This window comes from Enterobacter cloacae complex sp. CARB60 (assembly GCF_036487345.1).
Lineage (GTDB): Bacteria > Pseudomonadota > Gammaproteobacteria > Enterobacterales > Enterobacteriaceae > Enterobacter > Enterobacter asburiae_D.
Window position 1 is genome coordinate 776,595 of the sequence record NZ_JAZKLC010000002.1, and the last position, 24,695, is coordinate 801,289.

Sequence of the window (24,695 nt, forward strand, 5' to 3'; positions counted from 1 at the left end):
CTGGCTGGCAAAGGGAGTTGAGATGCTATTTGGGTTCTTCCGTACACTATTCCGTATTCTCTTTCGCATCCGCGTTACTGGCGATACCCAGGCGCTTCGCGGCGAACGCGTTCTTATCACACCAAATCATGTTTCCTTTATAGATGGCATCCTGCTGGCGCTGTTTCTGCCCGTGCGCCCGGTGTTTGCGGTTTATACCTCCATCAGCCAGCAGTGGTATATGCGCTGGCTCACGCCGCTGATTGATTTTGTGCCGCTCGACCCGACAAAGCCGATGATGATTAAGCATCTGGTGCGTCTGGTCGAGCAGGGGCGTCCGGTGGTCATTTTCCCGGAAGGGCGGATTTCAGTGACCGGTTCGCTGATGAAAATCTACGACGGCGCGGGGTTTGTCGCGGCGAAGTCAAAAGCGACCGTGGTGCCGCTGCGCATTGAAGGCGCAGAGCTGAGCCATTTCAGCCGCCTGAAGGGGCTGGTGAAGCAGCGTCTGTTCCCAAAAATCACGCTGCATATTCTGCCGCCAACGTCGCTACCGATGCCCGACGCACCGCGTGCCCGCGATCGCCGTAAAATCGCCGGGGAAATGCTGCATCAGATTATGATGGAAGCGCGCATGGCCGTGCGCCCGCGCGAAACGCTGTACGAATCTCTACTTTCCGCGCAGCACCGCTATGGCGCGAAGAAAAACTGCATCGAAGACATCAACTTTACCCCGGATACCTATCGCAAACTGCTGACCAAGACCCTGTTTGTGGGCCGCATTCTGGAGAAGTACAGCAAGAAGGGCGAAAAGATTGGCCTGATGCTGCCTAACGCAGGTATCAGCGCGGCGGTGATTTTTGGTGCGGTTTCCCGGGGGCGCATCCCGGCCATGATGAACTACACGGCGGGCGTGAAAGGGCTGACCAGCGCCATCACCGCTGCCCAGATTAATACCGTCTTTACCTCTCGTCAGTTCCTGGACAAAGGCAAGCTATGGCATCTTCCCGAGCAGCTCACCCAGGTGCGCTGGGTCTTCCTGGAAGATCTGAAAGCGGACGTGACCACCGGCGACAAGCTGTGGATTTTTGCTCACCTTATGATGCCGCGTCTGGCGCAGGTCAAACAGCAGCCGGAAGATGATGCGATTATCCTCTTCACGTCGGGATCGGAGGGCAACCCGAAAGGCGTCGTCCACAGCCACAAGAGCATTCTGGCGAACGTTGAGCAGATTAAAAGCATTGCCGACTTTACCGCGGATGATCGTTTTATGTCGGCGCTGCCGCTGTTCCACTCCTTTGGCCTGACGGTGGGGCTGTTTACGCCGCTGCTGACCGGCGCAGAAGTGTTCCTCTATCCAAGCCCGCTGCATTACCGCATTGTGCCGGAGCTGGTGTATGACCGTAACTGCACCGTCCTGTTCGGCACCTCGACCTTCCTGGGCCACTATGCGCGTTTCGCCAATCCGTATGACTTCTATCGCGTGCGGTATGTGGTGGCCGGTGCGGAAAAACTGCAGGACAGCACGCGGCAGATTTGGCAGGACAAGTTCGGCCTGCGCATTCTCGAAGGTTATGGCGTTACCGAGTGTGCTCCCGTGGTCTCGATTAACGTACCGATGGCGGCGAAGCCGGGTACGGTGGGCCGAATTCTGCCGGGAATGGATGCGCGTCTGCTGGCCGTGCCGGGCATTGAGGACGGTGGCCGTCTGCAGCTGAAAGGGCCAAACGTGATGAACGGTTACCTGCGCGTGGAAAACCCAGGCGTGCTGGAGGTCCCGACGGCGGAAAACGTCGACGGCGAGGTTGAAACCGGCTGGTACGACACCGGTGATATTGTCCGTTTTGATGAACAAGGCTTTGTTCAGATTCAGGGACGTGCGAAACGCTTCGCAAAAATCGCCGGTGAAATGGTCTCTCTGGAAATGGTTGAGCAGCTGGCGACGGCCGTGTCCGCGGACAAGATGCATGCGACGGTGGTGAAGAGCGATGCCAGCAAAGGCGAGGCGCTGGTGCTGTTTACGACCGACGCTGAGCTTAAGCGCGACAGGTTACTGAGCCACGCGCGTGAACACGGTATCCCTGAACTGGCCGTGCCGCGCGATATTCGATATCTGAAGCAGCTCCCGGTGCTGGGTAGCGGGAAGCCCGATTTCGTGACCCTGAAAGGCATGGTAGAAGAGGCGGAACAGCAAAATGCGTGAGTCAGTACACACTAACACATCGCTCAGGTCGAAAGGCATGATGGCCGTCATCGCCGCACAGTTTCTCTCTGCGTTCGGTGATAACGCGCTGCTGTTTGCCACCCTGGCGCTGCTGAAAGCCGAGTTTTACCCCGACTGGAGCCAGCCGATCCTGCAGATGGTGTTTGTGGGCGCTTACATTATCTTTGCTCCGTTCGTAGGGCAGGTGGCGGACAGTTTCCCCAAAGGCCGGGTGATGATGTTTGCCAACGGTCTCAAGCTGCTGGGTGCCGCCAGCATTTGCTTTGGCTTCAATCCGTTTATTGGCTATACGCTGGTGGGCATTGGCGCTGCCGCCTACTCTCCGGCGAAGTATGGCATTCTCGGAGAGCTGACCACGGGCGATAAGCTGGTGAAAGCCAACGGCCTGATGGAGTCGTCAACCATTGCCGCTATCCTGCTCGGATCCGTTGCGGGCGGCGTACTGGCAGACTGGCATGTCCTGGCGGCACTGGGCGTATGCGCGGCAGTTTATGGCGGCGCGGTCGTGGCGAACCTGTTTATTCCCAAACTGCCTGTGGCTCGCCCGGGGCAATCCTGGCGCTTTAAGCCGATGACCGGCAGTTTCTTTACCGCCTGTCGCGTGCTCTGGCGTAACGGTGAAACGCGTTTCTCCCTGATGGGAACCAGTATGTTCTGGGGCGCGGGCGTCACGCTGCGCTTCCTGCTGGTGCTGTGGGTGCCTGTGGCGCTGGGTATTACTGACAACGCGACGCCGACCTATCTTAATGCGATGGTGGCCATCGGCATTGTGGTGGGAGCAGGCGCGGCGGCGAAGCTGGTGACGCTCGAGACGGTAGCACGCTGCATGCCCGCAGGGATCCTGATTGGCGTCGTGGTGCTGATTTTCTCGCTGCAACATGCATTATTGCCTGCCTATGTCCTGCTCATCCTGATTGGTATTCTGGGCGGTTTCTTCGTGGTGCCGCTGAACGCGTTGCTGCAGGAACGTGGCAAGCAGACCGTCGGGGCCGGGAATGCCATCGCCGTACAAAACCTGGGCGAAAACCTGGCGATGCTGCTAATGCTGGGGCTCTACTCGCTGGCGGTAAAAGTGGGTGTGCCGGTGGTGGGGATTGGCGTAGGGTTTGGTGGGCTGTTTGCCCTGGCGATTGCGGGATTATGGATCTGGCAGCGTCGGCGTTGATAAGTGCGGCCTGATGCCCTCACCCCGGCCCTCTCCCACAGGGAGAGGGAGCAAACCCTAAAAACGGCAACGTGCGTTGCCGTTTTGCTTTTATTACGGCGCCGGGTATGTGTATACCTGATGCACCGCTTCAATCTCCGCTAACACCTCTTCACTCAGGTTCAGATGGAAACTCTCAATATTGGTTTTCAGCTGTTCCATCGTGGTCGCGCCCAGCAGAGTGCTGGCAACAAACGGCTGACGACGCACGAAGGCCAGAGCCATCTGCGCAGGGTCAAGACCGTGACGTTTTGCGATATCCACATAGGCTGCAACGGCTTTCTGCGTCTGCTCGCCGCTGTAGCGGGTAAAGCGGCTAAAAAGGGTATTTCGCGCCCCGGCCGGCTTCGCGCCGTTCAGGTATTTTCCCGTCAGCGTGCCAAAGCCGAGACAGGAATAGGCGAGCAGTTCCACTTCTTCATATTGCGTCACTTCGGCCAGACCCACCTCATAGCTACGGTTAAGCAGGCTGTAAGGGTTCTGGATGGTGACGATACGCGGCAGATCGTGTTTATCTGCAAGGTGCAGATAGCGCATTACGCCAAAGGCCGTTTCGTTAGAGACGCCAATGTAGCGAATTTTTCCCGCACGCTGGCACTCGGTCAGCGCTTCCAGCGTTTCCAGCAGCGTTACGGCGGGGGCGCTCTCATTCCAGCTGTAGCCGAGCTTACCAAAGCAGTTGGTTGGGCGCTGCGGCCAGTGCACCTGATACAGGTCGAGGTAGTCGGTTTGCAGGCGCTTCAGGCTGGCGTCCAGTGCGGCGCGGATATTCTTGCGATCGAGGATCTGATTCGGGCGGATCCCGGTATCGTTGTTGCGCGCGGGACCGCTGACTTTTGAGGCAATCACCAGCTTTTCACGGTTGCCGTGTTTTGCCAGCCAGTTACCGACGTAGGTTTCGGTAAGCCCCTGCGTTTCCGGACGTGGCGGAACAGGGTACATCTCCGCGACATCAATCAGGTTGATCCCCTGGCTGACGGCGTAATCGAGTTGTGCATGGGCATCGGCTTCGCTGTTTTGTTCACCAAATGTCATCGTGCCCAACCCCAGTTGGCTTATTTCCAGAGCGCTGTGGGGGATACGGTGATAATGCATAGCCGGCTTCCTCAGTAGACTTATAGACCGCGTCAGGGCGTGCCCGACAAAGGAATATAAACATGGCAGAGGGGAAGCAAAAGGGGAAGAAAAAAATCAAAAAGGCCAGCAAGCGACTGACCTCTCTCTGTTTATCGCTCGATAATTTGCGATACTTCGTCGCGATTGATCTGCATTTTATTGCCTTCCTGGTCGCGGTAGCTGACCAGACCGGTATCATCGTCGACTTCGGGTTTGCCGTCGGTCAGGATCATCCGACCGTCTTTTGTCGCCATAACGTAATCGCTGCTACAGCCCGATACGGCAAACGCTAAACCGACTGCAGAAACTAACACTGCCCATTTTTTCATCGTTATCGTCCTCATCTGGCGCGTATCAAATCATAATCTAGTAATAACCCGATATGGCGACTTGAGGAAGCGGTAAAATCTTAAAAAGCAGTCGATTATGTTTGAGAGCTCTCAAAATAAGTAAAAAACTATGTTTTTAACAGGAAATGACGTGCCAGGAGTGCGCCGGTGAAATTCTTTTTGAGATAAAAACCGCGCGGCAACGTCAGTATCGGCTCGCCCCGCGCGCCGATTGCCTCGGTAAGCGCTTTACTGTTGGCCGCTTTCGGGCGCAGTTGTAATACTTCTCCGTGTCGGGCGGTGATGCGCTCTACCTGCCCAAGCACAATCATGTCCATCAGCTCCTCCCAGTCCAGCCGCAGCTGATGCTCTTCATCGTCGTTCGGGCTCCAGAGCAGCGGCGCGCCAACGCGACGCTCAGCCAGGGGGATCTGACGCTCACCTTCAACCGGTACCCACAACACGCGCTTCAGCTTGTGGCGAACGTGGCTGGTTTCCCACGTCACGCCGGTGTTGCCGGTTAATGGCGCAACGCAGACGAAGGTGGTCTCAAGGGGCTTGCCCTGGCGGTCTACAGGGATGGTTTTTAACTCCACGCCAAGTGCTGCAAAATCCTGCTCGGGTTTGCTCCCTGCGCTGGCGCCCAGCCACAGCTCAAGCAGCATGCCGATCCAGCCTTTATCCCGCTTGAGATCCTTCGGGATCTGAAGCCCGGCCATTGCCGCCAGCTCGCCAAGCGAAAAGCCTGCCAGTCGCTGTGCCTGCTGGAGCAACTGGCCCTCGCTGGACGGCGGTGAGAGCAAGGGTGTAAGCGGATGCATGAAGATAACCTTTTGATTAAAAAACGAACGAAGAAATTGTCCCCTGTGGATAGAGTTTAACTATTTCTGTACCAATATTCCATGTCTATGATTTATAGGTTTTTTTATGGGTTTAAAATCGTTCCATCTGTGTCATAAAACAGGTTGTTCAAATCTGGTCACTGACAATGAACAGGATCTTACACCATGTTATCCACAGAAAAATGGGATAACTGGGCATAACCCTGACTACTGTTTCAATTTACAGCCTTGACGTGCGATGAAAATCGAATTTTCAAACAAATTGTGACTAACTTATTGGCACAATCTGTGGATAAAACCGACGCTGTTCGATCTTTCATCAGCACGACGATCCCTGATGTGACGATCGTCACGCTATTCTGTTTTATGTTCATGGTAATGCATTTAACTATATGAAAATAATTACATTATTTAATCACGGTAAAAAAGGGGGCACGGCGTTGTTTGAGGTTGTTCATCGGTAATCAGACACTTCTTCACAACTATATCCACAGAAAAGGTGAATAAAATTCCCTTCACTGACGCTCATCTGTTCATAACTCAGCACTTATTTGTGAGTTATTCAAATGTTATTAGGCTGCAGCCCTGTAAGAGAGTGGTTTACCGCCTCCCTGTAGTGTGAAACAATCATTCATATATAAGGTTTAGTTTGGGGTAGTCCGGTGATTGATGACGATGGCTACCGCCCGAACGTAGGAATAGTAATTTGTAATCGTCAGGGCCAGGTAATGTGGGCCCGGCGATATGGTCAGCACTCCTGGCAGTTCCCGCAAGGCGGGATCAATCCAGGAGAGTCCCCAGAACAAGCGATGTACCGGGAGCTTTTTGAAGAGGTCGGTTTAAGCCGAAAAGATGTTCGCATCCTGGCTTCGACCCGCAACTGGTTGCGTTACAAGTTACCGAAACGTTTGGTGCGTTGGGACACAAAGCCGGTTTGTATCGGCCAGAAACAGAAGTGGTTTCTGTTGCAGTTGGTGGGCAACGATTCAGACATCAATATGCAAACCAGCAGTACGCCGGAGTTCGATGGCTGGCGCTGGGTGAGCTATTGGTATCCTGTTCGTCAGGTCGTGTCATTTAAACGCGATGTTTACCGTAGGGTGATGAAAGAGTTTGCAAGTGTGGTAATGCAGCTTCAGGAGATCCCGCCTAAGCCGCAGAGCGCACCTGCATGGCGACGTAAAAGAGGTTAAGCTACGCAAATCATGCTCACCCGCTTGCGAGAAATAGTCGAGAAGGTGGCCAGTGCTCCGCGTCTGAACGAGGCGCTGAATATTCTGGTCACTGACATCTGTCTTGCGATGGAGACCGAGGTCTGTTCGGTGTATCTGGCCGACCACGATCGGCGCTGCTATTACCTGATGGCGACCCGTGGTTTGAAAAAACCACGTGGACGCACCGTAACGCTGGCATTTGATGAAGGTATCGTCGGTCTGGTTGGCCGGCTGGCTGAACCTATCAACCTTGCTGACGCGCAAAAACACCCCAGCTTTAAATACATTCCTTCCGTAAAAGAAGAGCGCTTCCGCGCTTTCCTTGGCGTGCCGATTATCCAGCGTCGCCAGCTGCTCGGCGTGCTGGTTGTCCAGCAGCGCGAGCTACGTCAGTACGATGAAAGCGAAGAGTCTTTCCTCGTCACGCTGGCCACGCAGATGGCGGCGATCCTCTCTCAGTCCCAGCTTGCCGCGCTCTTTGGTCAGTATCGCCATACGCGCATTCGTGCCCTTCCTGCCTCGCCAGGCGTCGCGATAGCGGAAGGCTGGATGGACGCCACCCTGCCGCTAATGGAGCAGGTTTACGAAGCCTCAACGCTTGATGAAGCGCTTGAGCGCGAGCGTCTTACCGCCGCGCTGGAAGAGGCGGCGAATGAATTTCGTCGTTACAGCAAGCGCTTTGCCGCAGGCGCACAAAAAGAGACGGCGGCCATCTTCGACCTCTATTCGCACCTGCTCTCCGATGCGCGTCTGCGTCGTGAGCTGTTTGCAGAAGTGGACAAAGGCTCGGTCGCAGAATGGGCGGTTAAGAAGGTCATCGAAAAATTTGCCGACCAATTTGCGGCACTGACGGACGGTTACCTGAAAGAGCGGGCTGGAGATCTTCGGGCTCTCGGACAGCGCCTGCTGTTCCATCTTGATGACACCATTCAGGGGCCGAATGCCTGGCCAAAACGGTTTGTTCTGGTCGCCGATGAACTATCGGCAACGACGCTGGCTGAACTGCCTCAGGACAGGCTGGCCGGTGTGGTGGTGCGCGATGGTGCCGCCAACTCCCACGCCGCCATTATGGTGCGCGCACTGGGTATTCCTACCGTTATGGGGGCGGATATTCAGCCGTCGGTACTGCACCGCCGTACGCTGGTGGTTGACGGCTATCGCGGTGAGCTGCTGGTCGATCCTGAGCCGGTTCTGCTCCAGGAATACCAGCGTCTTATCAGCGAAGAGAATGAATTAAGCAAGCTGGCGGAAGATGACGTTAACCTGCCCGCACAGCTGAAGAGCGGTGAGCGGATTAAAGTCATGCTCAACGCCGGTTTAAGCCCTGAGCATGAGGAAAAGCTTGGCAGCCGCATCGACGGTATTGGCCTGTACCGTACTGAAATTCCGTTTATGCTGCAGAGCGGTTTCCCCTCGGAAGAGGAGCAGGTGGCGCAGTATCAGGGCATGCTGCAGATGTTTAACGACAAACCTGTCACCCTGCGAACGCTGGACGTCGGGGCGGATAAACAGCTGCCCTATATGCCGATCAGCGAGGAAAACCCGTGCCTGGGCTGGCGTGGGATCCGCATTACGCTCGACCAGCCGGAGATCTTCCTGATCCAGGTGCGTGCGATGCTGCGCGCCAACGCGGCGACGGGCAATCTCAGCATCTTACTGCCGATGGTCACCAGCATTGATGAGATCGACGAGTCCCGGCGACTGATCGAACGTGCGGGCCGTGAGGTGGAAGAGATGATCGGCTACGCGATCCCGAAACCCCGTATCGGGGTGATGCTTGAAGTGCCGTCTATGGTCTTTATGCTGCCGCAGCTGGCAAACCGTGTTGATTTTATCTCTGTCGGCACAAACGACCTGACGCAATATATCCTGGCCGTTGACCGTAACAATACCCGCGTCGCCAGTATCTACGACAGCCTGCATCCGGCGATTATTCGCGCGTTAGCGATGATTGCCCGTGAAGCGGAACAGTACGGCATTGATTTACGCCTGTGCGGTGAAATGGCCGGGGATTCCATGTGTGTTGCAATCCTGATTGGTCTGGGATACCGCCATCTGTCGATGAATGGTCGCGCGGTCGCCCGCGTGAAATACCTGCTGCGGCATATCGACATCAATGATGCTCGCGAGCTGGCTGAACGCAGCCTTGACGCGCAGTTGGCCGCTGAGGTTCGTCATCAGGTCGCGGCGTTTATGGAACGACGCGGTATGGGCGGCCTGATCCGCGGTGGCCGCTAATCGTCTTTCGCCCTCTCCCTGTGGGTGAGGGCGCCAGCGCGCATCAAACCCTATACACATCTTTTACATCTCTGGCGCATCCCCCGCGCCCGCCTTGTGCTATGATTCGCAACTTTGGAGCCTCTGCTTACAGCAGAATCGCATTTCTACCGCTGGCCACTTTCAGCGGAATAACAACATCTTGTGGTGACAGATGAACAGTGGTTATCTGCATTTTCCGGAATTTGATCCGGTCATTTTCTCAGTAGGACCTGTTTCGCTTCACTGGTACGGTCTGATGTACCTGGTGGGGTTCATTTTTGCCATGTGGCTCGCTGGCCGTCGCGCCAGCCGTCCGGGCAGCGGCTGGACTAAAAACGAAGTTGAAAACCTGCTTTATGCGGGCTTCCTCGGCGTGTTCCTCGGTGGCCGTATTGGGTATGTGCTGTTCTATAACTTCCCGGTATTCCTGAATGACCCACTCTATCTGTTCCGCGTCTGGGACGGCGGCATGTCCTTCCACGGCGGCCTGATTGGGGTGATCCTGGTAATGGTAATTTTTGCCAAACGGACCAAACGCAACTTCTTCCAGGTATCAGATTTTATCGCACCGCTGATCCCGTTTGGTCTCGGCGCTGGCCGTCTGGGCAACTTTATCAACGGTGAGCTGTGGGGCCGCGTCGATCCGAGCGTGCCGTACACGATGCTCTTCCCGGGCTCTCGCGCAGAAGATATCGCGCTGCTGCCATCACATCCGGAGTGGCAGTCCATTTTCGATACCTACGGCGTGCTGCCGCGCCATATGTCTCAGCTGTACGAGCTGGCGCTGGAAGGCGTGGTGCTGTTTATCATCCTCAACCTGTTTATCCGCAAACCGCGTCCGATGGGCGCTGTCTCCGGCCTGTTCCTGATCGGCTACGGCGCATTCCGTATTATCGTCGAGTTCTTCCGTCAGCCAGACGCGCAGTTTACCGGCGAGTGGGTACAGTACATCAGCATGGGGCAGATCCTCTCCATTCCGATGATTGTCGCGGGTGCCATTATGATGATTTGGGCGTATCGTCGTCGTCCACAGCAACAAATTTCCTGAGGAACCATGAAACAGTATCTTGAATTGATGAAAAAAGTGCTCGATGAGGGCACGCCGAAAAACGACCGCACCGGTACCGGTACGCTCTCCATTTTTGGCCACCAGATGCGCTTCAATCTACAAGAAGGCTTCCCACTGGTGACGACAAAGCGCTGCCACCTGCGCTCGATCATTCATGAACTGCTCTGGTTCCTGCAAGGCGATACCAACGTTGCGTATCTGCACGAAAATAACGTCTCAATCTGGGACGAATGGGCAGATGAAAACGGCAACCTGGGCCCGGTTTACGGCAAGCAGTGGCGCGCATGGCCAACGCCTGATGGCCGCCATATTGACCAGATCACCACCGTGATGAACCAGCTGAAAAACGATCCGGATTCGCGCCGAATCATCGTTTCCGCCTGGAACGTCGGCGAGCTGGATAAAATGGCGCTGGCACCATGCCACGCGTTCTTCCAGTTCTATGTGGCGGATGGAAAGCTTTCCTGTCAGCTCTACCAGCGCTCCTGTGACGTGTTCCTCGGCCTGCCGTTTAACATTGCCAGCTATGCGCTGTTGGTCCACATGATGGCGCAGCAGTGCGACCTGGAAGTGGGTGATTTTGTCTGGACCGGTGGGGATACCCATCTTTACAGCAACCATATGGAACAGACGCATCTCCAGCTGACCCGCGAACCGCGTGCGCTGCCGAAGCTGATTATCAAACGCAAACCGGCATCAATCTTCGACTACCGCTTTGATGATTTCGAGATTGAGGGCTACGACCCGCATCCGGGCATTAAAGCGCCCGTCGCTATCTGATGCGATAAAGCGTGACATAACCGGTGCTGTTTAGCGCCGGTTTTTTTTTGCCTTTATCCCGTTTCCCGAGGCGTTATCCACAAAGCGTGCAACGCGCTGCAACTCTCCCCATTCTCCGGATAACGCCTCGTAAAAAGAGGATCCGTCGCTCGTCATCTTCACGGCGCTTCGCCACACTCCCGGTATGAAAAAAGAGAACGGTTTTACGCTTATCGAAACGCTGGTCGCGGTTTCGCTTGTCGTTATCCTCAGCGCCTCAGGCCTGTACGGCTGGGACAGCTGGCAACGGCAGCAGCGGCTGTGGCAAACCGCCAGCCAGGTGCGAGATTACCTGCTGTTTTTGCGCAACCATGCCAACCGCCACAACCGCGACCATCAAATTACCCGTCAGCAGGTGGGGGGGCGGGACTGTCTGGTGAGCTCTGCCGTGCAGGGCTGTGAGAAGGGCAGTCCCTTTGTACTGATTCCGCTCTGGCCTGAGGTCGAGGTCAGTGAGGTCACGCCGTCGCTGGCGTTCTTTGGATTAAGGGATACGGCATGGGCGGGGCGGATACGCGTTCAAAGCCGTGCAGGAGCATGGCTGATTATCGTCTCAAATGGAGGACGCATCAGGATGTGTAAGGTCTCGGAGGGAGGTTCATGTTGATGAGGCAGCGCGGTTTCTCACTGACTGAAGTTCTGATTGCCACGGCGATTAGCAGCCTTTTGCTGATAAGCGCATCGCGTTTTTTACCCGGCTTGCAGCGGGCGGTCTTAGTGCAATCCGGCCAGAGAGAGCTGGAGGAAGAGGTCTGGCAACACCTGTTTGCCCTTGGCAAGCAGCTTCAGCGTGCGGGGTACTGTGCCGGAAACTGTCAGGGACAGGCGCTGGTGACCGCGAGGCTTGGAGGCTGCGTCATCGTGCGGTGGGATGCCAACAGTAACGGCAACTGGGATAACACGGCATCAGAAAATGACAGCACCGGTTTTCGTCTGGAATCGGGGGCGCTGGAAACCCAGCGTGGGGCGACGTCGTGCGAAGGAAAAGGATGGGAAAAGCTCACGGACCCGGACAGGCTTACGATCGCGCATTTTGTGGTGAGGAAAGTGGAACATGCCGGTTTTGCGCCAGAGGTAAATATCGAACTGGCCGCGATACGTAAAGGCGGGCAGGGGGAGCCCTGGCAGGCGGTGTATACGGTCACGGGGTACAACCTGTGAACCGTCAGCGCGGAATGTCTTCGCTGGCGCTGGTTCTGCTTTTACTGGTGCTCGGTACCCTGATCCTCACGGGGCTCAATCAGCAACTGACAACGTTTAGCGCGCTCGTTGGCGGCGAGAGCCGCTCGCTTCAGCAGCAGGCGACGGTACAGTCCGCGCTTGAGTGGGGACGGGTTCAGAGCTGGTCGTCAGAGCCACAGGTTCAGTGCAAAAAGACATCGGCGTGGCGAGTGTGTTTGCGCCATTTGAGTGAGGGGCGTGTGCTGCTGATTGCCGGAGACATCGACCTGTTGCTCTGGCGTGCGGGAGAGATAATCGACGGGAAAGTACGCTTTTCGCCTCACGGCTGGAGTGATTTTTGTCCCCTTAAGGAGAGCGCGTTATGTCAGCTGCCGTGAGCAGAGAAAAAGGGTTTAGCATGGTGGAGGTCCTGCTGGCGATGATGCTGCTGGTAATCGTCGTGACGGCTCTGTCGGGTTATCACCGGGCGCTGGCGGCGCGGTTTAGCGTGTTTAACCAGTATCGCCAGCTCTGGCACCATGCCTGGAATCAGTCTCAGCTCTCAACAAATGTTCTCCCCGCAGGCTGGCAGGCCAGTCGGGGGCAGACAACGCACGCAGGATGTGTCAGCATCACGGTTACACTTATTTCTCCTCTGGGGCGGCGCGGTGAGATAACGCGTCTGCATTGCCCGGTTAGCCAGTAGTCGGGAGCGTCTATGTTAAGGGTCTACCACTCAAATCGTCTGGATGTGCTGGAAGCACTGATGGAGTTTATCGTTGAGCGCGAGCGGCTTGACGATCCTTTTGAGCCCGAAATGGTGCTGGTGCAGAGCACCGGTATGGCACAGTGGCTGCAAATGTCGCTTTCCCGTAAATTTGGCATAGCCGCGAATATTGATTTCCCGCTGCCCGCGAGCTTTATCTGGGACATGTTCGTTCGCGTATTGCCGGACATCCCGGAGCAGAGCGCCTTCAACAAGCAGAGCATGAGCTGGAAGCTGATGGCGCTGCTGCCGGACATGCTGCAGCGCGATGAATTCGCCATGCTGCGCCACTACCTCAATGACGATACCGATAAGCGCAAGCTGTTCCAGCTGGCGTCGCGCACCGCCGATCTCTACGACCAATACCTTGTTTACCGTTCTGACTGGTTAATTCGTTGGGAAGCGGGCGAGTTGATTGAAGGGTTGCCGGAGGCGCAAATATGGCAGGCACCGCTGTGGAAAGCGCTGGTAGATCATACTGAGAAACTTGGCCAGCCGAAGTGGCACCGTGCCAATCTGTACGATCGGTTCATCTCGATACTTGAAAATGCGTCAGAGCGCCCGGCCCGACTGCCGTCACGCGTCTTTATCTGCGGGATATCCGCATTACCCCCCGTCTATCTGAAGGCGTTGGATGCGCTGGGCAAGCATATTGATATCCATATTTTGTTTACCAACCCATGCCGACAATACTGGGGGGATATCCTCGACGAACGTTGGCTTGCCCGGCTGGTTACCCGCCAAAGAAAGCGCCTTTTTGAAGAACGTTCCGTTCCGCTATTCAAAGACGGCTCGACTGCCGGGCAGCTTTTCGATGAAGAAGGAATCCAGAATCTGCCCAATCCGCTGCTTGCCTCGTGGGGGAAGCTGGGGCGTGACTACATTCACATGCTTTCAGACATCACTTCATCAGGTGAAGGCGACGTGGACGCCTTTGTCGAGATTGCCCCCGATAGCATGCTTCATCATATTCAGCTGGATATTCTGGATCTGGAAAACCGTGCCGTGATGGGCGTGACGGCGAACGAGTTCGAACGCAGCGACAGCAAGCGGAAGCTGGACGCTGACGATCGCAGCATCACGATCCATGTTTGCCATAGCCCACAGCGTGAGGTCGAAGTGCTTCACGACCAGCTGCTGGCGATGCTGCAGGACGATCCCGAACTGACGCCACGCGATATCGTGGTGATGGTGGCGGATATCGACAGCTACAGTCCCTTTATTCAGGCCGTCTTTGGCAGTGCGACGGGCGAGCGATACCTGCCTTACGCTATCTCTGACCGTCGTGCCCGCCAGTCGCATCCGGCATTGCAGGCATTTATCACTCTGCTTTCACTGCCGGATAGCCGCTTTATCTCCGAAGATGTCCTGGCGTTACTGGATGTTCCCGTGCTGGCTGCACGCTTCAACATCAATGAAGAGGGCCTGCGCTACCTTCGCCAGTGGGTGAATGAGTCTGGCGTTCGCTGGGGGATCGATGACGATAACGTTCAGGAGTTCGAACTTCCCCCAACCGGGCAGCACACGTGGCGATTTGGCCTGACGCGTATGCTGCTGGGCTACGCCATGGAGAGCAGCCAGGGCGAGTGGAACGAGGTGCTGCCTTATGATGAGTCCAGCGGGTTAATTGCTGAACTGGTGGGGCATTTAGCGTCACTCCTGATGCAGCTTAACCGCTGGCGACACGAGCTGCTGCAGCCGCGTCCGCTTGACGCGTGGCTTCCGGTTTGCAGGGCGTTGCTTAATGATTTCTTCCTGCCAGACGGTGACACCGAAGCGGCAATGGCACTCATTGAAACGCAGTGGCAGGCTATCATCGACGAAGGCGTGAATTCCCACTATCAGGAGGCCATCCCGCTGTCGCTGTTGAGGGATGAGCTGACGCAGCGGCTGGACCAGGAGCGAATCAGCCAGCGTTTCCTGGCGGGCCCCATCAATATCTGCACCCTGATGCCAATGCGTTCTATCCCGTTTAAAGTGGTCTGTCTGCTTGGCATGAACGACGGCGTTTATCCGCGCGCGCTGGCACCGCTGGGGTTTGATTTGATGAGCGCAAATCCAAAGCGGGGCGACCGTAGCCGCCGTGATGATGACCGCTATCTCTTCCTTGAGGCGCTCATTTCTGCCCAGAATAAGCTCTATATCAGCTATATCGGCCGTTCCATTCAGGATAACAGCGAGCGTTTCCCCTCCGTTCTGGTGCAGGAGCTGGTGGACTATATCGGCCAGAGTCACTATCTGCCGGGCGATGAAGAGCGCAACTGCGATGAAAGCGAGCAGAGGGTGAAAGCCCATATCACCTGTTTCCACAGCCGCATGCCGTTTGACCCGGTGAACTACACGGCCAGCGAGCGCCAGAGCTATGCACAGGAGTGGCTACCGGCGGCGAAAAAGGAGGGGAATGCACATACCGATTTTATTCAGGAGCTTGACCCGCTACCCACTAAAACCCTGACTTTCGAACAGCTTCAGCGGTTTTGGGCGCATCCGGTACGGGCCTTCTTCCGGCAACGATTGCAGGTCAACTTCCGTTCTGAAGAGAGCGAAATTCCGGATGCAGAGCCTTTTACGCTGGAAGGGCTGGAGCGCTATCAGCTAAACCTCCAGCTGCTGAATGCGCTGGTTGAAGAGGAAGATGCTGACCAACTTTACCGTCGCTACCGTGCTGCAGGGCAGTTGCCTTATGGGGCGTTCGGGGAAATTGTCTGGGAGGCGCAGTGTCAGGAGATGACCGCCCTGGCAGAGCGGGTGAGAGCGTGTCGGCAGCCGGGGAAAAGTATTGAAATCGATCTCAACTGCAATGGCGTAGAGCTCACGGGCTGGTTAACCCAGGTTCAGCCGGACGGGCTGCTGCGCTGGCGACCCTCTATGCTGAGCGTTTCACAGGGGTTGCAACTCTGGCTGGAACATCTTGTCTACAGTGCGGGTGGTCATAAAGGTGAAAGCCGGATTTTCGTGCGCAAAGAGGGCGAATGGCGCTTCCCGCCGATGGAGTCTGAGCAGGCGTTACGGTATCTGTCTTTGTATATTGAGGGCTACCGTCAGGGAATGAACAAACCGCTCCTGTTACTGCCGGAAAGTGGCGGTGCGTGGATAAAAGCCTGTTATGACGTGCAGAATGATGCGATGTTAACGGATGAGTCTTCGCTGCAGAAAGCACGCAGTAAATTTTTGCAGGCCTATGAAGGTAACATGATGGTGCGTGGCGAAGGTGAAGATGTCTGGTATCAACGCTTATGGCGAACGCTTGAGCCAGAGTACTTCGAGGCTATCACGGAAGAGGCGCAGCGCTACCTGCTGCCGTTGTTTAAATTTAATCAGTCCTGAGCGCTGTATAAAAATTGCGCAGTATGGGGTGTTCATTTATGATGCACTTCTTATCACGGACTGATGTACCCAATAAAGAGATGTTGGCGTGTCCAGCACGCAATGTGTTAATGATGTAGCCGTGATAAAGAGGTCGTAATGCCAGGCAGCACCTTGTTTAAAGCGTTTGTTTTGTTTGTCGCCCTCTGGGCACCTGTCACTCAGGCAGACTCCGGTTGGCAACCCGTTCAGGAAACTATTCGTAAAAGCGAAAAAGATACCCGTCAATATCAGGCTATTCGTCTTGATAACGGCATGACCGTACTGCTGGTTTCCGATCCGCAGGCGGTGAAATCCCTTTCGGCATTAGTGGTGCCGGTTGGATCGCTGGAAGATCCTGACGCTCATCCTGGGCTTGCACACTATCTGGAACATATGACGCTGATGGGGTCAAAAAAATACCCGCAGCCAGATAGCCTGTCCGAATTTCTGAAAATGCATGGTGGCAGCCACAATGCCAGCACGGCACCTTACCGCACGGCCTTTTATCTTGAAGTCGAAAATGATGCGCTGGAAGGCGCGGTCGATCGCCTTGCTGATTCCATCGCCGCCCCCTTGCTGGATAAAAAATATGCCGATCGTGAACGCAATGCGGTGAATGCCGAGCTGACCATGGCCCGCACGCGAGACGGTATGCGCATGGCCCAGGTCAGCGCTGAAACCATCAACCCTGCGCACCCGGGTTCGCGTTTCTCCGGCGGTAACCTGGAGACGTTAAGCGACAAACCGAACAGCCCGGTGCTTGATGCCCTGCACGCGTTTCGCGATAAATACTACTCCGCCAACCTGATGAAAGCGGTCATCTACAGCAATAAACCGTTGCCAGAACTGGCAGGCATGGCGGCTAAAACGTTTGGCCGGGTGCCGAATAAAAATATCAACCTGCCGCAGATAGACGTACCGGTTGTCACGGACGCGCAAAAAGGGATCGTTATCCACTACGTGCCGGCAATGCCGCGCAAAGTGCTGCGCGTAGAATTCCGCATTGATAACAACACCGCACAGTTTCGCAGTAAAACCGATGAGCTGGTGACCTACCTGATAGGTAACCGTAGCCCGGGTACGCTTTCTGACTGGCTGCAAAAACAGGGGCTGGTGGAAGGTATTCGCGCCGATTCCGATCCGGTTGTGAACGGCAATAGCGGCGTGCTGGCGATCTCCGCCACCCTGACCGACAAAGGGCTGGCAAACCGTGATGAAGTGGTGGCGGCGATCTTCAGCTACCTCTCTTTACTGCGTGAGAAAGGCGTCGATAAGCGCTATTTTGATGAGCTCGCCCACGTGCTGGATCTCGATTTCCGTTACCCGTCCATTACCCGCGACATGGATTACGTTGAGTGGCTGGCGGATACCATGATCCGCGTGCCGGTGGAACACACCCTCGACGCGGTGAATATTGCCGACCAGTATGACGCCGAGGCGGTAAAAGCCCGCCTGGCGATGATGACGCCGGAGAATGCCCGCATCTGGTACATCAGCCCGAACGAACCGCATAACAAGACGGCATATTTTGTCGATGCCCCTTATCAGGTAGACAAAATCAGCGCGCAGACCTTCACCGACTGGCAGAAGAAGGCCGGGGAGATTGCGTTGAAGCTGCCGGAGCTGAACCCCTATATTCCGGATGACTTCTCGCTGATCAAAACGACTCAAGATTACCCGCACCCGGCGCTCATCATTGATGAGCCGACGCTGCGCGTGGTGTATACCCCAAGCCGCTATTTCGCAAGCGAGCCAAAGGCCGATGTCAGCGTGGTGCTGCGTAACCCGAAAGCGATGAATAGCGCTAAAAATCAGGTGATGTTCGCGCTCAATGACTATCTCGCCGGGATTGCGCTCGATCAGCTTAGCAACCAGGCGGCCGTGGGCGGCATCAGCTTCTCCACCAACGCCAACAACGGTTTGATGCTCAATGCAAACGGCTATACCCAGCGTTTGCCTCAGCTGTTCCAGGCACTGCTGGAGGGGTATTTCAGCTACACGCCGACGGAAGAGCAGCTTGAGCAGGCCAAATCGTGGTATGCGCAGATGATGGATTCTGCGGAGAAGGGTAAAGCCTACGATCTGGCGCTTATGCCAGCGCAAATGCTGTCGCAAGTTCCTTATTTCCAGCGTGAAGACCGCCGCGCGCTGTTGCCTTCGATCACCTTAAAAGACGTGCTGGCTTACCGTGACGCGCTGAAAACCAACACGCGCCCGGAGTTCCTGATCGTCGGCAACATGAGTGAGGATCAGGCCAAAACGCTGGCGGAGAATGTGCGCACTCAGCTCGGTTCGAAGGGCGACGAGTGGTGCCGCAACCAGGACGTGCTGGTTGAGAAAAAACAGAATGTGATTTTTGAAAAGGCGGGTAACAGCACGGATTCCGCGCTGGCCGCAGTGTTTGTGCCAACGGGCTATGATGAATTCGCCAGCTCAGCGCAGAGTGCCGTGCTGGGGCAAATTATTCAGCCGTGGTTCTATAACCAGTTGCGTACAGAAGAGCAGCTTGGCTACGCGGTGTTTGCCTTCTCCATGAACGTAGGCCGACAGTGGGGTCTGAGTTTCCTGCTGCAAAGCAGCGATAAACAACCGGCGTATCTCTGGCAGCGTTACCAGGCCTTCTTCCCGCAGGTGGAAGCAAAACTGCGCGCCATGAAGCCGGAAGAGTTTGCCCAGATCCAGCAGGCCGTCATCGCGCAGGTGATGCAGCCGCCGCAAACGCTGGGTGAAGAGGCCTCGCAGCTGAGCAAAGATTTCGATCGCGGTAATCTGAAATTTGATTCGCGTGATAAAGTAGTGGCCGAGATAAAACAGCTGACGCCGCAGACGGTTGCCGACTTCTTCCATCAGGCGGTCATTAAGCCGCAGGGTATGACCATTCTGTCCCAGGTTTCCGGTAGCCAGAACGGGAAAACGGAGTACGTGAACCCGAAAGGCTGGAAAGTCTGGAAGAGCGTCAGCGCGCTGCAGCAATCTATGCCCTGGAGTAAGAAAGAATGACCGATACCGCTGAGTCCCTTGATCCCTTACGTTTACCTCTGCAGGGTGAACGATTGATTGAAGCCTCAGCGGGAACGGGAAAAACCTTCACCATTGCCGCCCTGTATCTGCGTCTGCTGCTGGGGCTTGGCGGCAACGCGGCTTTTCCACGCCCTTTGAGCGTGGAAGAGCTGCTGGTGGTGACCTTCACCGAGGCTGCCACCGCTGAGCTGCGGGGTCGTATTCGTACCAATATCCACGAGCTGCGCATCGCCTGTCTGCGTCAGAGCACGGATAACCCTCTCTACGCGAGCCTTCTGGAAGAGATTGCCGATAAGCAACAGGCAGCCCAGTGGCTGCTCCTCGCCGAACGGCAGATGGATGAAGCGTCCGTCTTCACCATTCACGGTTTTTGCCAGCGCATGCTGAGCCTGAATGCGTTTGAATCCGGCATGCTGTTTGAACAGCAGCTTATTGAAGATGAATCCGTGCTTCGCTATCAGGCCTGCGCGGATTTCTGGCGTCGCCACTGCTACCCGCTGCCGCGCGATATCGCCGAAGCGGTACACGCGTTGTGGAAGGGCCCGGAGGCGCTGCTGCGCGCTATCGATCGTTATCTGCAGGGGGAAGCGCCGGTCATCAAATCCCCGCCGCCTGCGGATGAAACGCTGGCCTCACGGCATGAAAAAATCATCGCGCAGATTGCCGACATCAAGCAAAAATGGATTGAGTCCGTCGGCGAGATTGACGCAATCATCGAAAATTCCGGGATTGACCGACGCAAGTTTAACCGTGGCAATCAGGGTAAATGGATCGACAAGATCAGCGCCTGGGCGCAGGAAGAGACGCGAGGCTATCAGCTCCCGGACGCGCTGGAAAAATTTTCCCGACGTTTCCTGGTTGAGCGGACCAAAGCCGACGGCATTGTGCCTGAGCATCCCCTGTTTGTGGCGATTGAAACCCTGCTGGCTGAGCCCTTAACGCTCAACGATCTGATGATCGCTCGCGCCATGACGGAAATTCGCGAAGCCGTCGCGCGTGAAAAACGCCGCCGGGGTGAGCTGGGGTTCGACGATATGCTGAGCCGCCTCGATGCGGCGCTGTGCAGTGAAAACGGCGAAGCGCTTGCCGCCGCCATTCGCACCCGTTTCCCGGTGGCGATGATTGACGAATTTCAGGATACCGACCCTCAGCAATACCGCATTTTCCGCCGTATCTGGCGCCAGCAGCCCGGCACCGCGCTGTTGTTAATAGGCGATCCGAAACAGGCCATTTACGCCTTTCGCGGTGCGGATATTTTCACCTATATGAAAGCCCGCAGCGAAGTTGACGCGCACTACACTCTCGACACCAACTGGCGCTCCTCTCCCGGCATGGTGGAAAGCGTCAACGCGCTCTTCAGCCGCATGGATACGGCGTTTATGTTCCGGGAGATCCCGTTTCAGCCGGTAAAATTCGCCGAGAAAAATGCCTCGTTGCGCTTCGAGTTCAACGGCGAGACGCAGCCTGCCATGAACTTCTGGTTGCTGGATGGGGAAGGCTGCGGCGTTGCCGACTATCAAAACGCCATGGCCCAGCACTGTGCCGCGCAAATCCGTGACTGGCTCAGTGCGGGCGCGCGCGGTGAAGCGCTGCTGTGGAAGGGGGATCAACCCACCCCCGTAAAGGCATCTGATATTACGGTACTGGTGCGCAGCCGTCAGGAGGCCGCGCTCATCCGCGACGCCCTGACGCTACTGAATATCCCCTCCGTCTACCTCTCAAACCGCGACAGCGTCTTTGAAACGCTGGAAGCGCAGGAGATGCTATGGCTGCTGCAGGCCGTGCTGGCCCCGGAGCGGGAAAGCATGCTGCGCAGCGCATTAGCCAGCGCTATGCTCGGGCTGAATGCGCGTGACATTGATGCGCTTAACAATGACGAAGCCGCATGGGATGCCGTGGTGGAAGAGTTTGTTCGCTACCGCGAAAAATGGCAGAAGCGCGGGGTCATGGCGATGGTGCGCGAGCTCATGGCTCAGCGCCACATTGCGGAGAATATGCTGGCGACAGCGGGCGGCGAGCGCCGGCTGACCGATATTTTGCACATCAGCGAGCTGTTACAGGAAGCGGGTACGCAGCTGGAGAGCGAGCACGCTCTGGTACGCTGGCTGGCGCAGCAGATTGCCGACCCGAACAGCAATTCGTCCAGCCAGCAGATGCGCCTTGAGAGCGATAAACATCTGGTGCAGATCGTCACCATTCACAAATCGAAAGGCCTGGAATATCCGCTGGTCTGGCTGCCGTTTATTGCCAATTACCGCGTCCAGGATCAGGCCTTTTACCACGACCGCGAGTCTTTTGAGGCGGTGCTCGATCTCAGCAACGCGGAGTCCAGCGTTGAGCTGGCAGAGGCCGAGCGTCTGGCGGAAGACCTGCGCCTGCTCTACGTGGCGCTGACCCGTTCGATCTGGCACTGCAGCCTGGGCGTTGCGCCTCTGTTCCGTCGCCGTGGCGAAAAGACCGGGGAGAGCGATTTTCATCTGAGCGCGCTGGGGCGGCTTATTCAGCACGGCGAACCCAAAGACGCGGCGGGCCTGCGCCAGTGTATCGAATCACTTTGCACACAGCATGTTGCCCTGCATATTCCGTCGCAGCCCGACAATAGCCGCTGGCAGATGCCGGAGCTGCGTGAGTCAGCGCTCCATGCCCGCCAGGTTGTGCGTACCATTGCCGACGACTGGCGCGTCACCAGCTACTCCGGTTTACAACAGCACGGGCAGAGTATTGCGCAGGATCTGATGCCAAAACTGGACGTGGATGCCGCAGGAGCCGGTAGCGTACCCGCTGAGCCGGTGCTTACGCCGCACCAGTTCCCGCGCGGCGCCTCGCCGGGCACGTTTTTGCACAGCCTGTTTGAAGAGCTGGATTTTACCCAGCCGGTTTCCGAAGAGTGGGTGCTGAAGATGTTACAGAGTGGCGGCTACGACGCTCAGTGGCAGCCGGTTCTCACCGACTGGATCCGCGCTGTACTGCACGCGCCGCTCACGGCGCAGGGGATCTCGCTGAGCCAGTTGACCGCCAAAGATAAGCAGGTGGAGATGGAGTTTTATCTCCCCATCGCCAGCCCGCTCAGAGCCGAGGCGCTTGATGCGCTGATCCGCGAGTACGATCCGTTATCCGCCGGGTGCCCGCCGCTGAACTTCCGCCAGGTGCAGGGGATGCTCAAAGGCTTTATCGACCTGGTTTTCCGCCACGAAGGGCGCTACTACCTGCTGGATTACAAATCGAACTGGCTGGGTGAAAGCAGCGAAGCCTACACGCAGGACGCGATGGCCTCTGCCATGCAAATGCATCGCTACGATCTGCAGTACCAGCTTTATACCCTGGCGCTGCACCGTTACCTGCGTCATCGCATGGCCGATTACCGCTACGACGCGCATTTCGGCGGCGTAATTTACCTGTTCCTGCGCGGAGTGGATGCTAACGACCCGCGTTCCGGCGTCTTTAGTACGCGTCCGGCTGCGGAACTGATTGAAAAAATGGATAACCTGTTTGCTGCAAGCACGGAGGAGGTGGCATGACAATGCAGGCGCTACTGCTGGACGCGGTTGAACAACGATTACTGCGCCACCTGGATGTGCAGTTTGCCATGATGGTGGCAGGTGAGGAGCCTGCCGTCATGCTTGCCGCCGCCATTCTAAGCAAAGACGCGGGGGAGGGGCACGTGTGTCTGCCGCTGTCGCGTCTGGCGGTGGATGAGAAGATGCCTCCGGCTTTACAGGCGTGTTTCGCCCTGCTGGGTGACGAAGTGGACTGGCAGGAAATACTACTCGGCTCGCCTGCCGTGAGCGGCGACGATACCGGGACGCCAATGATCCTTGTCGGCGAGCGTTTGTATCTTAACCGGCTGTGGCGTAACGAACTGACGGTAGCGCGCTTTTTCAGCGAGACTAACGCCCCGCTTCCCTGCGATGAAGCACAGCTCCGGCAAACGCTGGATACGCTGTTTATCTCTGACGACGAGACTGACTGGCAGAAAGTGGCGGCAGCCGTGGCCTTAACGCGACGGATCTCGGTGATTTCTGGCGGCCCGGGCACCGGGAAAACGACCACAGTGGCAAAACTGCTTGCTGCCCTGATTCAGCTATCGGGTGAGCAAAAGTGCCGTATTCGCCTGGCGGCCCCCACCGGTAAAGCGGCGGCACGTCTGACGGAATCGTTAGGCGGCGCGCTGCAAAAACTGCCGCTAACCGGGGATCAGCTTGCGCTTTTCCCCAATGAAGCCAGCACGCTGCACCGTTTGCTTGGCGCACAGCCGGGTAGCCAGCGTTTGCGCTATCATGCCGGTAACCCGCTGCACCTTGATGTTCTGGTGGTGGATGAAGCGTCGATGATTGACCTGACGATGATGTCGCGTTTGATCGATGCGCTCCCGCCGCACGCGCGGGTTATTTTCCTCGGCGATCGCGATCAGCTTGCCTCCGTAGAGGCCGGGGCCGTATTAGGTGATATCTGCACGTATGCCAGCCTGGGATATACCGCTGAGCGCGCTCAGGAGCTGGCCCGTCTCACCGGATGTTCGCTCACCTCTGAAAACCATTCGCTTGCAGGGGCGCTGCGCGACAGCCTGTGTCTGCTGCAAAAAAGCTACCGTTTCGGCAGCGACTCCGGCATCGGCCAGCTTGCGGCAGCGGTGAACCGGGGCGACCGGCGCACCACCACGGCGGTATTTGACGGAACCTTTACGGATATTGAGAAAAAATCGCTGCAAAGCGGGGAAGAGTATCAGGCGATGCTTGACGATGCCCTGCAGGGGTACCAGCGCTTTCTGACGGGCGTACAACAGCAAAGTACGCCGGAGCAGGTCATTGCCGCGTTTGGCGAGTATCAGCTGCTCTGTGCGCTGAGGGAAGGCCCCTTTGGTGTCCGGGGTCTTAACGACAGGCTGGAACAGCTGCTGGCGCAAAAACGCAAAATTAACCGTACCCCGCACTCGCGCTGGTATGAAGGGCGACCGGTGATGATCGCCCGCAACGACAGCGCGCTGGGGTTGTTTAACGGGGACATCGGGATTGCGCTCGACTGCGGTCAGGGCCTGCGCGTCTGGTTCCAGATGCCTGACGGGAGCGTGAAGTCTTTCCAGCCGAGCCGTTTGCCCGAGCATGAAACCGCCTGGGCGATGACGGTGCATAAATCTCAGGGCTCCGAGTTTAACCATGCGGCGCTGATCCTGCCCACGCAGCTTTCACCCGTCATTACCCGCGAGCTGATCTATACCGCCATTACGCGCGCGCGTCAGCGCCTGTCGCTGTATACCGATGAAAGGGTGCTGGTGCAGGCGATCGCCACCCGTACGGAACGCCGAAGCGGGCTGAGCGCGATATTTGAGTCCCTCTGAACGAAAGCC

General features: G+C 56.6%; 17 protein-coding genes. 14 read left to right on the plus strand and 3 right to left on the minus strand.

Translation table 11 applies throughout. The annotated features are described in order from the left end of the window. Positions 1-22 precede the first annotated feature (22 nt). Both aas and lplT read left to right on the plus strand, forming a co-directional pair. Positions 23-2,182 (plus strand): bifunctional acyl-ACP--phospholipid O-acyltransferase/long-chain-fatty-acid--ACP ligase, encoded by a 2,160-nt coding sequence (aas, locus tag V4835_RS04855; RefSeq protein WP_331411339.1) that lies wholly within the window; start codon positions 23-25, stop codon positions 2,180-2,182. Further along, on the plus strand, positions 2,175-3,368 hold the full coding sequence (gene lplT / locus V4835_RS04860) for a lysophospholipid transporter LplT (protein WP_024909299.1): 1,194 nt from the start codon (positions 2,175-2,177) through the stop codon (positions 3,366-3,368). Before aas ends, lplT begins: the two co-directional genes overlap by 8 nt. Positions 3,369-3,461: 93 nt before the next feature. Here the strand turns inward: lplT and V4835_RS04865 are convergent, their stop codons facing one another. The 3 genes from V4835_RS04865 to mutH all read right to left on the minus strand — a co-directional run bounded on the left by V4835_RS04865 (position 3,462) and on the right by mutH (position 5,673). Further along, positions 3,462-4,502, minus strand: coding sequence for an NADP(H)-dependent aldo-keto reductase (locus V4835_RS04865; protein ID WP_038417288.1), 1,041 nt, complete (start codon positions 4,500-4,502; stop codon positions 3,462-3,464). 131 nt (positions 4,503-4,633) lie between these two features. Next, a complete protein-coding gene (locus tag V4835_RS04870) occupies positions 4,634-4,852 on the minus strand; it encodes a YgdI/YgdR family lipoprotein (protein ID WP_008499668.1) in 219 nt (72 codons plus the stop codon). 128 nt (positions 4,853-4,980) lie between these two features. Further along, positions 4,981-5,673, minus strand: a complete 693-nt coding sequence (mutH, locus tag V4835_RS04875; RefSeq protein ID WP_063144696.1) for a DNA mismatch repair endonuclease MutH — start codon at positions 5,671-5,673, stop codon at positions 4,981-4,983. 683 nt (positions 5,674-6,356) lie between these two features. Here mutH and rppH point away from each other — a divergent pair. From rppH to recD, 12 genes are all read left to right on the plus strand, one after another. Further along, a complete protein-coding gene (rppH, locus tag V4835_RS04880) occupies positions 6,357-6,887 on the plus strand; it encodes an RNA pyrophosphohydrolase (RefSeq protein ID WP_013098553.1) in 531 nt (176 codons plus the stop codon). A gap of 12 nt (positions 6,888-6,899) precedes the next feature. Continuing rightward, entirely contained in the window at positions 6,900-9,146 is a 2,247-nt protein-coding gene (ptsP, locus tag V4835_RS04885; protein ID WP_023309047.1) for a phosphoenolpyruvate--protein phosphotransferase, read from the plus strand. Positions 9,147-9,339: 193 nt separating this feature from the next. Beyond that, the gene (gene lgt / locus V4835_RS04890; RefSeq protein ID WP_023309046.1) at positions 9,340-10,215 is read left to right on the plus strand and encodes a prolipoprotein diacylglyceryl transferase; all 876 of its coding nucleotides are present in this window, start codon (positions 9,340-9,342) and stop codon (positions 10,213-10,215) included. 6 nt (positions 10,216-10,221) lie between these two features. Beyond that, the gene (gene thyA, locus V4835_RS04895; protein WP_014885081.1) at positions 10,222-11,016 is read left to right on the plus strand and encodes a thymidylate synthase; all 795 of its coding nucleotides are present in this window, start codon (positions 10,222-10,224) and stop codon (positions 11,014-11,016) included. Between the two features lie 184 nt (positions 11,017-11,200). Continuing rightward, complete coding sequence (locus V4835_RS04900; RefSeq protein WP_331411341.1) at positions 11,201-11,662, plus strand: prepilin peptidase-dependent protein; 462 nt, start codon at positions 11,201-11,203, stop codon at positions 11,660-11,662. Further along, positions 11,656-12,216, plus strand: coding sequence for a prepilin peptidase-dependent protein (locus tag V4835_RS04905; RefSeq protein ID WP_063144698.1), 561 nt, complete (start codon positions 11,656-11,658; stop codon positions 12,214-12,216). The genes V4835_RS04900 and V4835_RS04905 overlap by 7 nt, the downstream gene beginning before the upstream one ends. Continuing rightward, positions 12,213-12,614 carry a DUF2509 family protein gene (locus V4835_RS04910; protein WP_331411343.1) on the plus strand — a complete coding sequence of 134 codons (402 nt, stop codon included), beginning with the start codon at positions 12,213-12,215 and terminating at the stop codon, positions 12,612-12,614. The genes V4835_RS04905 and V4835_RS04910 overlap by 4 nt, the downstream gene beginning before the upstream one ends. After that, positions 12,599-12,922 carry a prepilin-type N-terminal cleavage/methylation domain-containing protein gene (locus tag V4835_RS04915; RefSeq protein WP_063144700.1) on the plus strand — a complete coding sequence of 108 codons (324 nt, stop codon included), beginning with the start codon at positions 12,599-12,601 and terminating at the stop codon, positions 12,920-12,922. Before V4835_RS04910 ends, V4835_RS04915 begins: the two co-directional genes overlap by 16 nt. Positions 12,923-12,934: 12 nt before the next feature. After that, positions 12,935-16,309 (plus strand): exodeoxyribonuclease V subunit gamma, encoded by a 3,375-nt coding sequence (gene recC, locus V4835_RS04920; RefSeq protein ID WP_331411346.1) that lies wholly within the window; start codon positions 12,935-12,937, stop codon positions 16,307-16,309. 138 nt (positions 16,310-16,447) lie between these two features. After that, entirely contained in the window at positions 16,448-19,330 is a 2,883-nt protein-coding gene (ptrA, locus tag V4835_RS04925) for a pitrilysin (protein ID WP_331411348.1), read from the plus strand. After that, positions 19,327-22,869, plus strand: coding sequence for an exodeoxyribonuclease V subunit beta (recB, locus tag V4835_RS04930; RefSeq protein WP_331411350.1), 3,543 nt, complete (start codon positions 19,327-19,329; stop codon positions 22,867-22,869). The genes ptrA and recB overlap by 4 nt, the downstream gene beginning before the upstream one ends. Continuing rightward, a complete protein-coding gene (gene recD, locus V4835_RS04935; RefSeq protein WP_331411352.1) occupies positions 22,866-24,686 on the plus strand; it encodes an exodeoxyribonuclease V subunit alpha in 1,821 nt (606 codons plus the stop codon). Before recB ends, recD begins: the two co-directional genes overlap by 4 nt. The last annotated feature ends 9 nt before the right edge of the window (positions 24,687-24,695 follow it).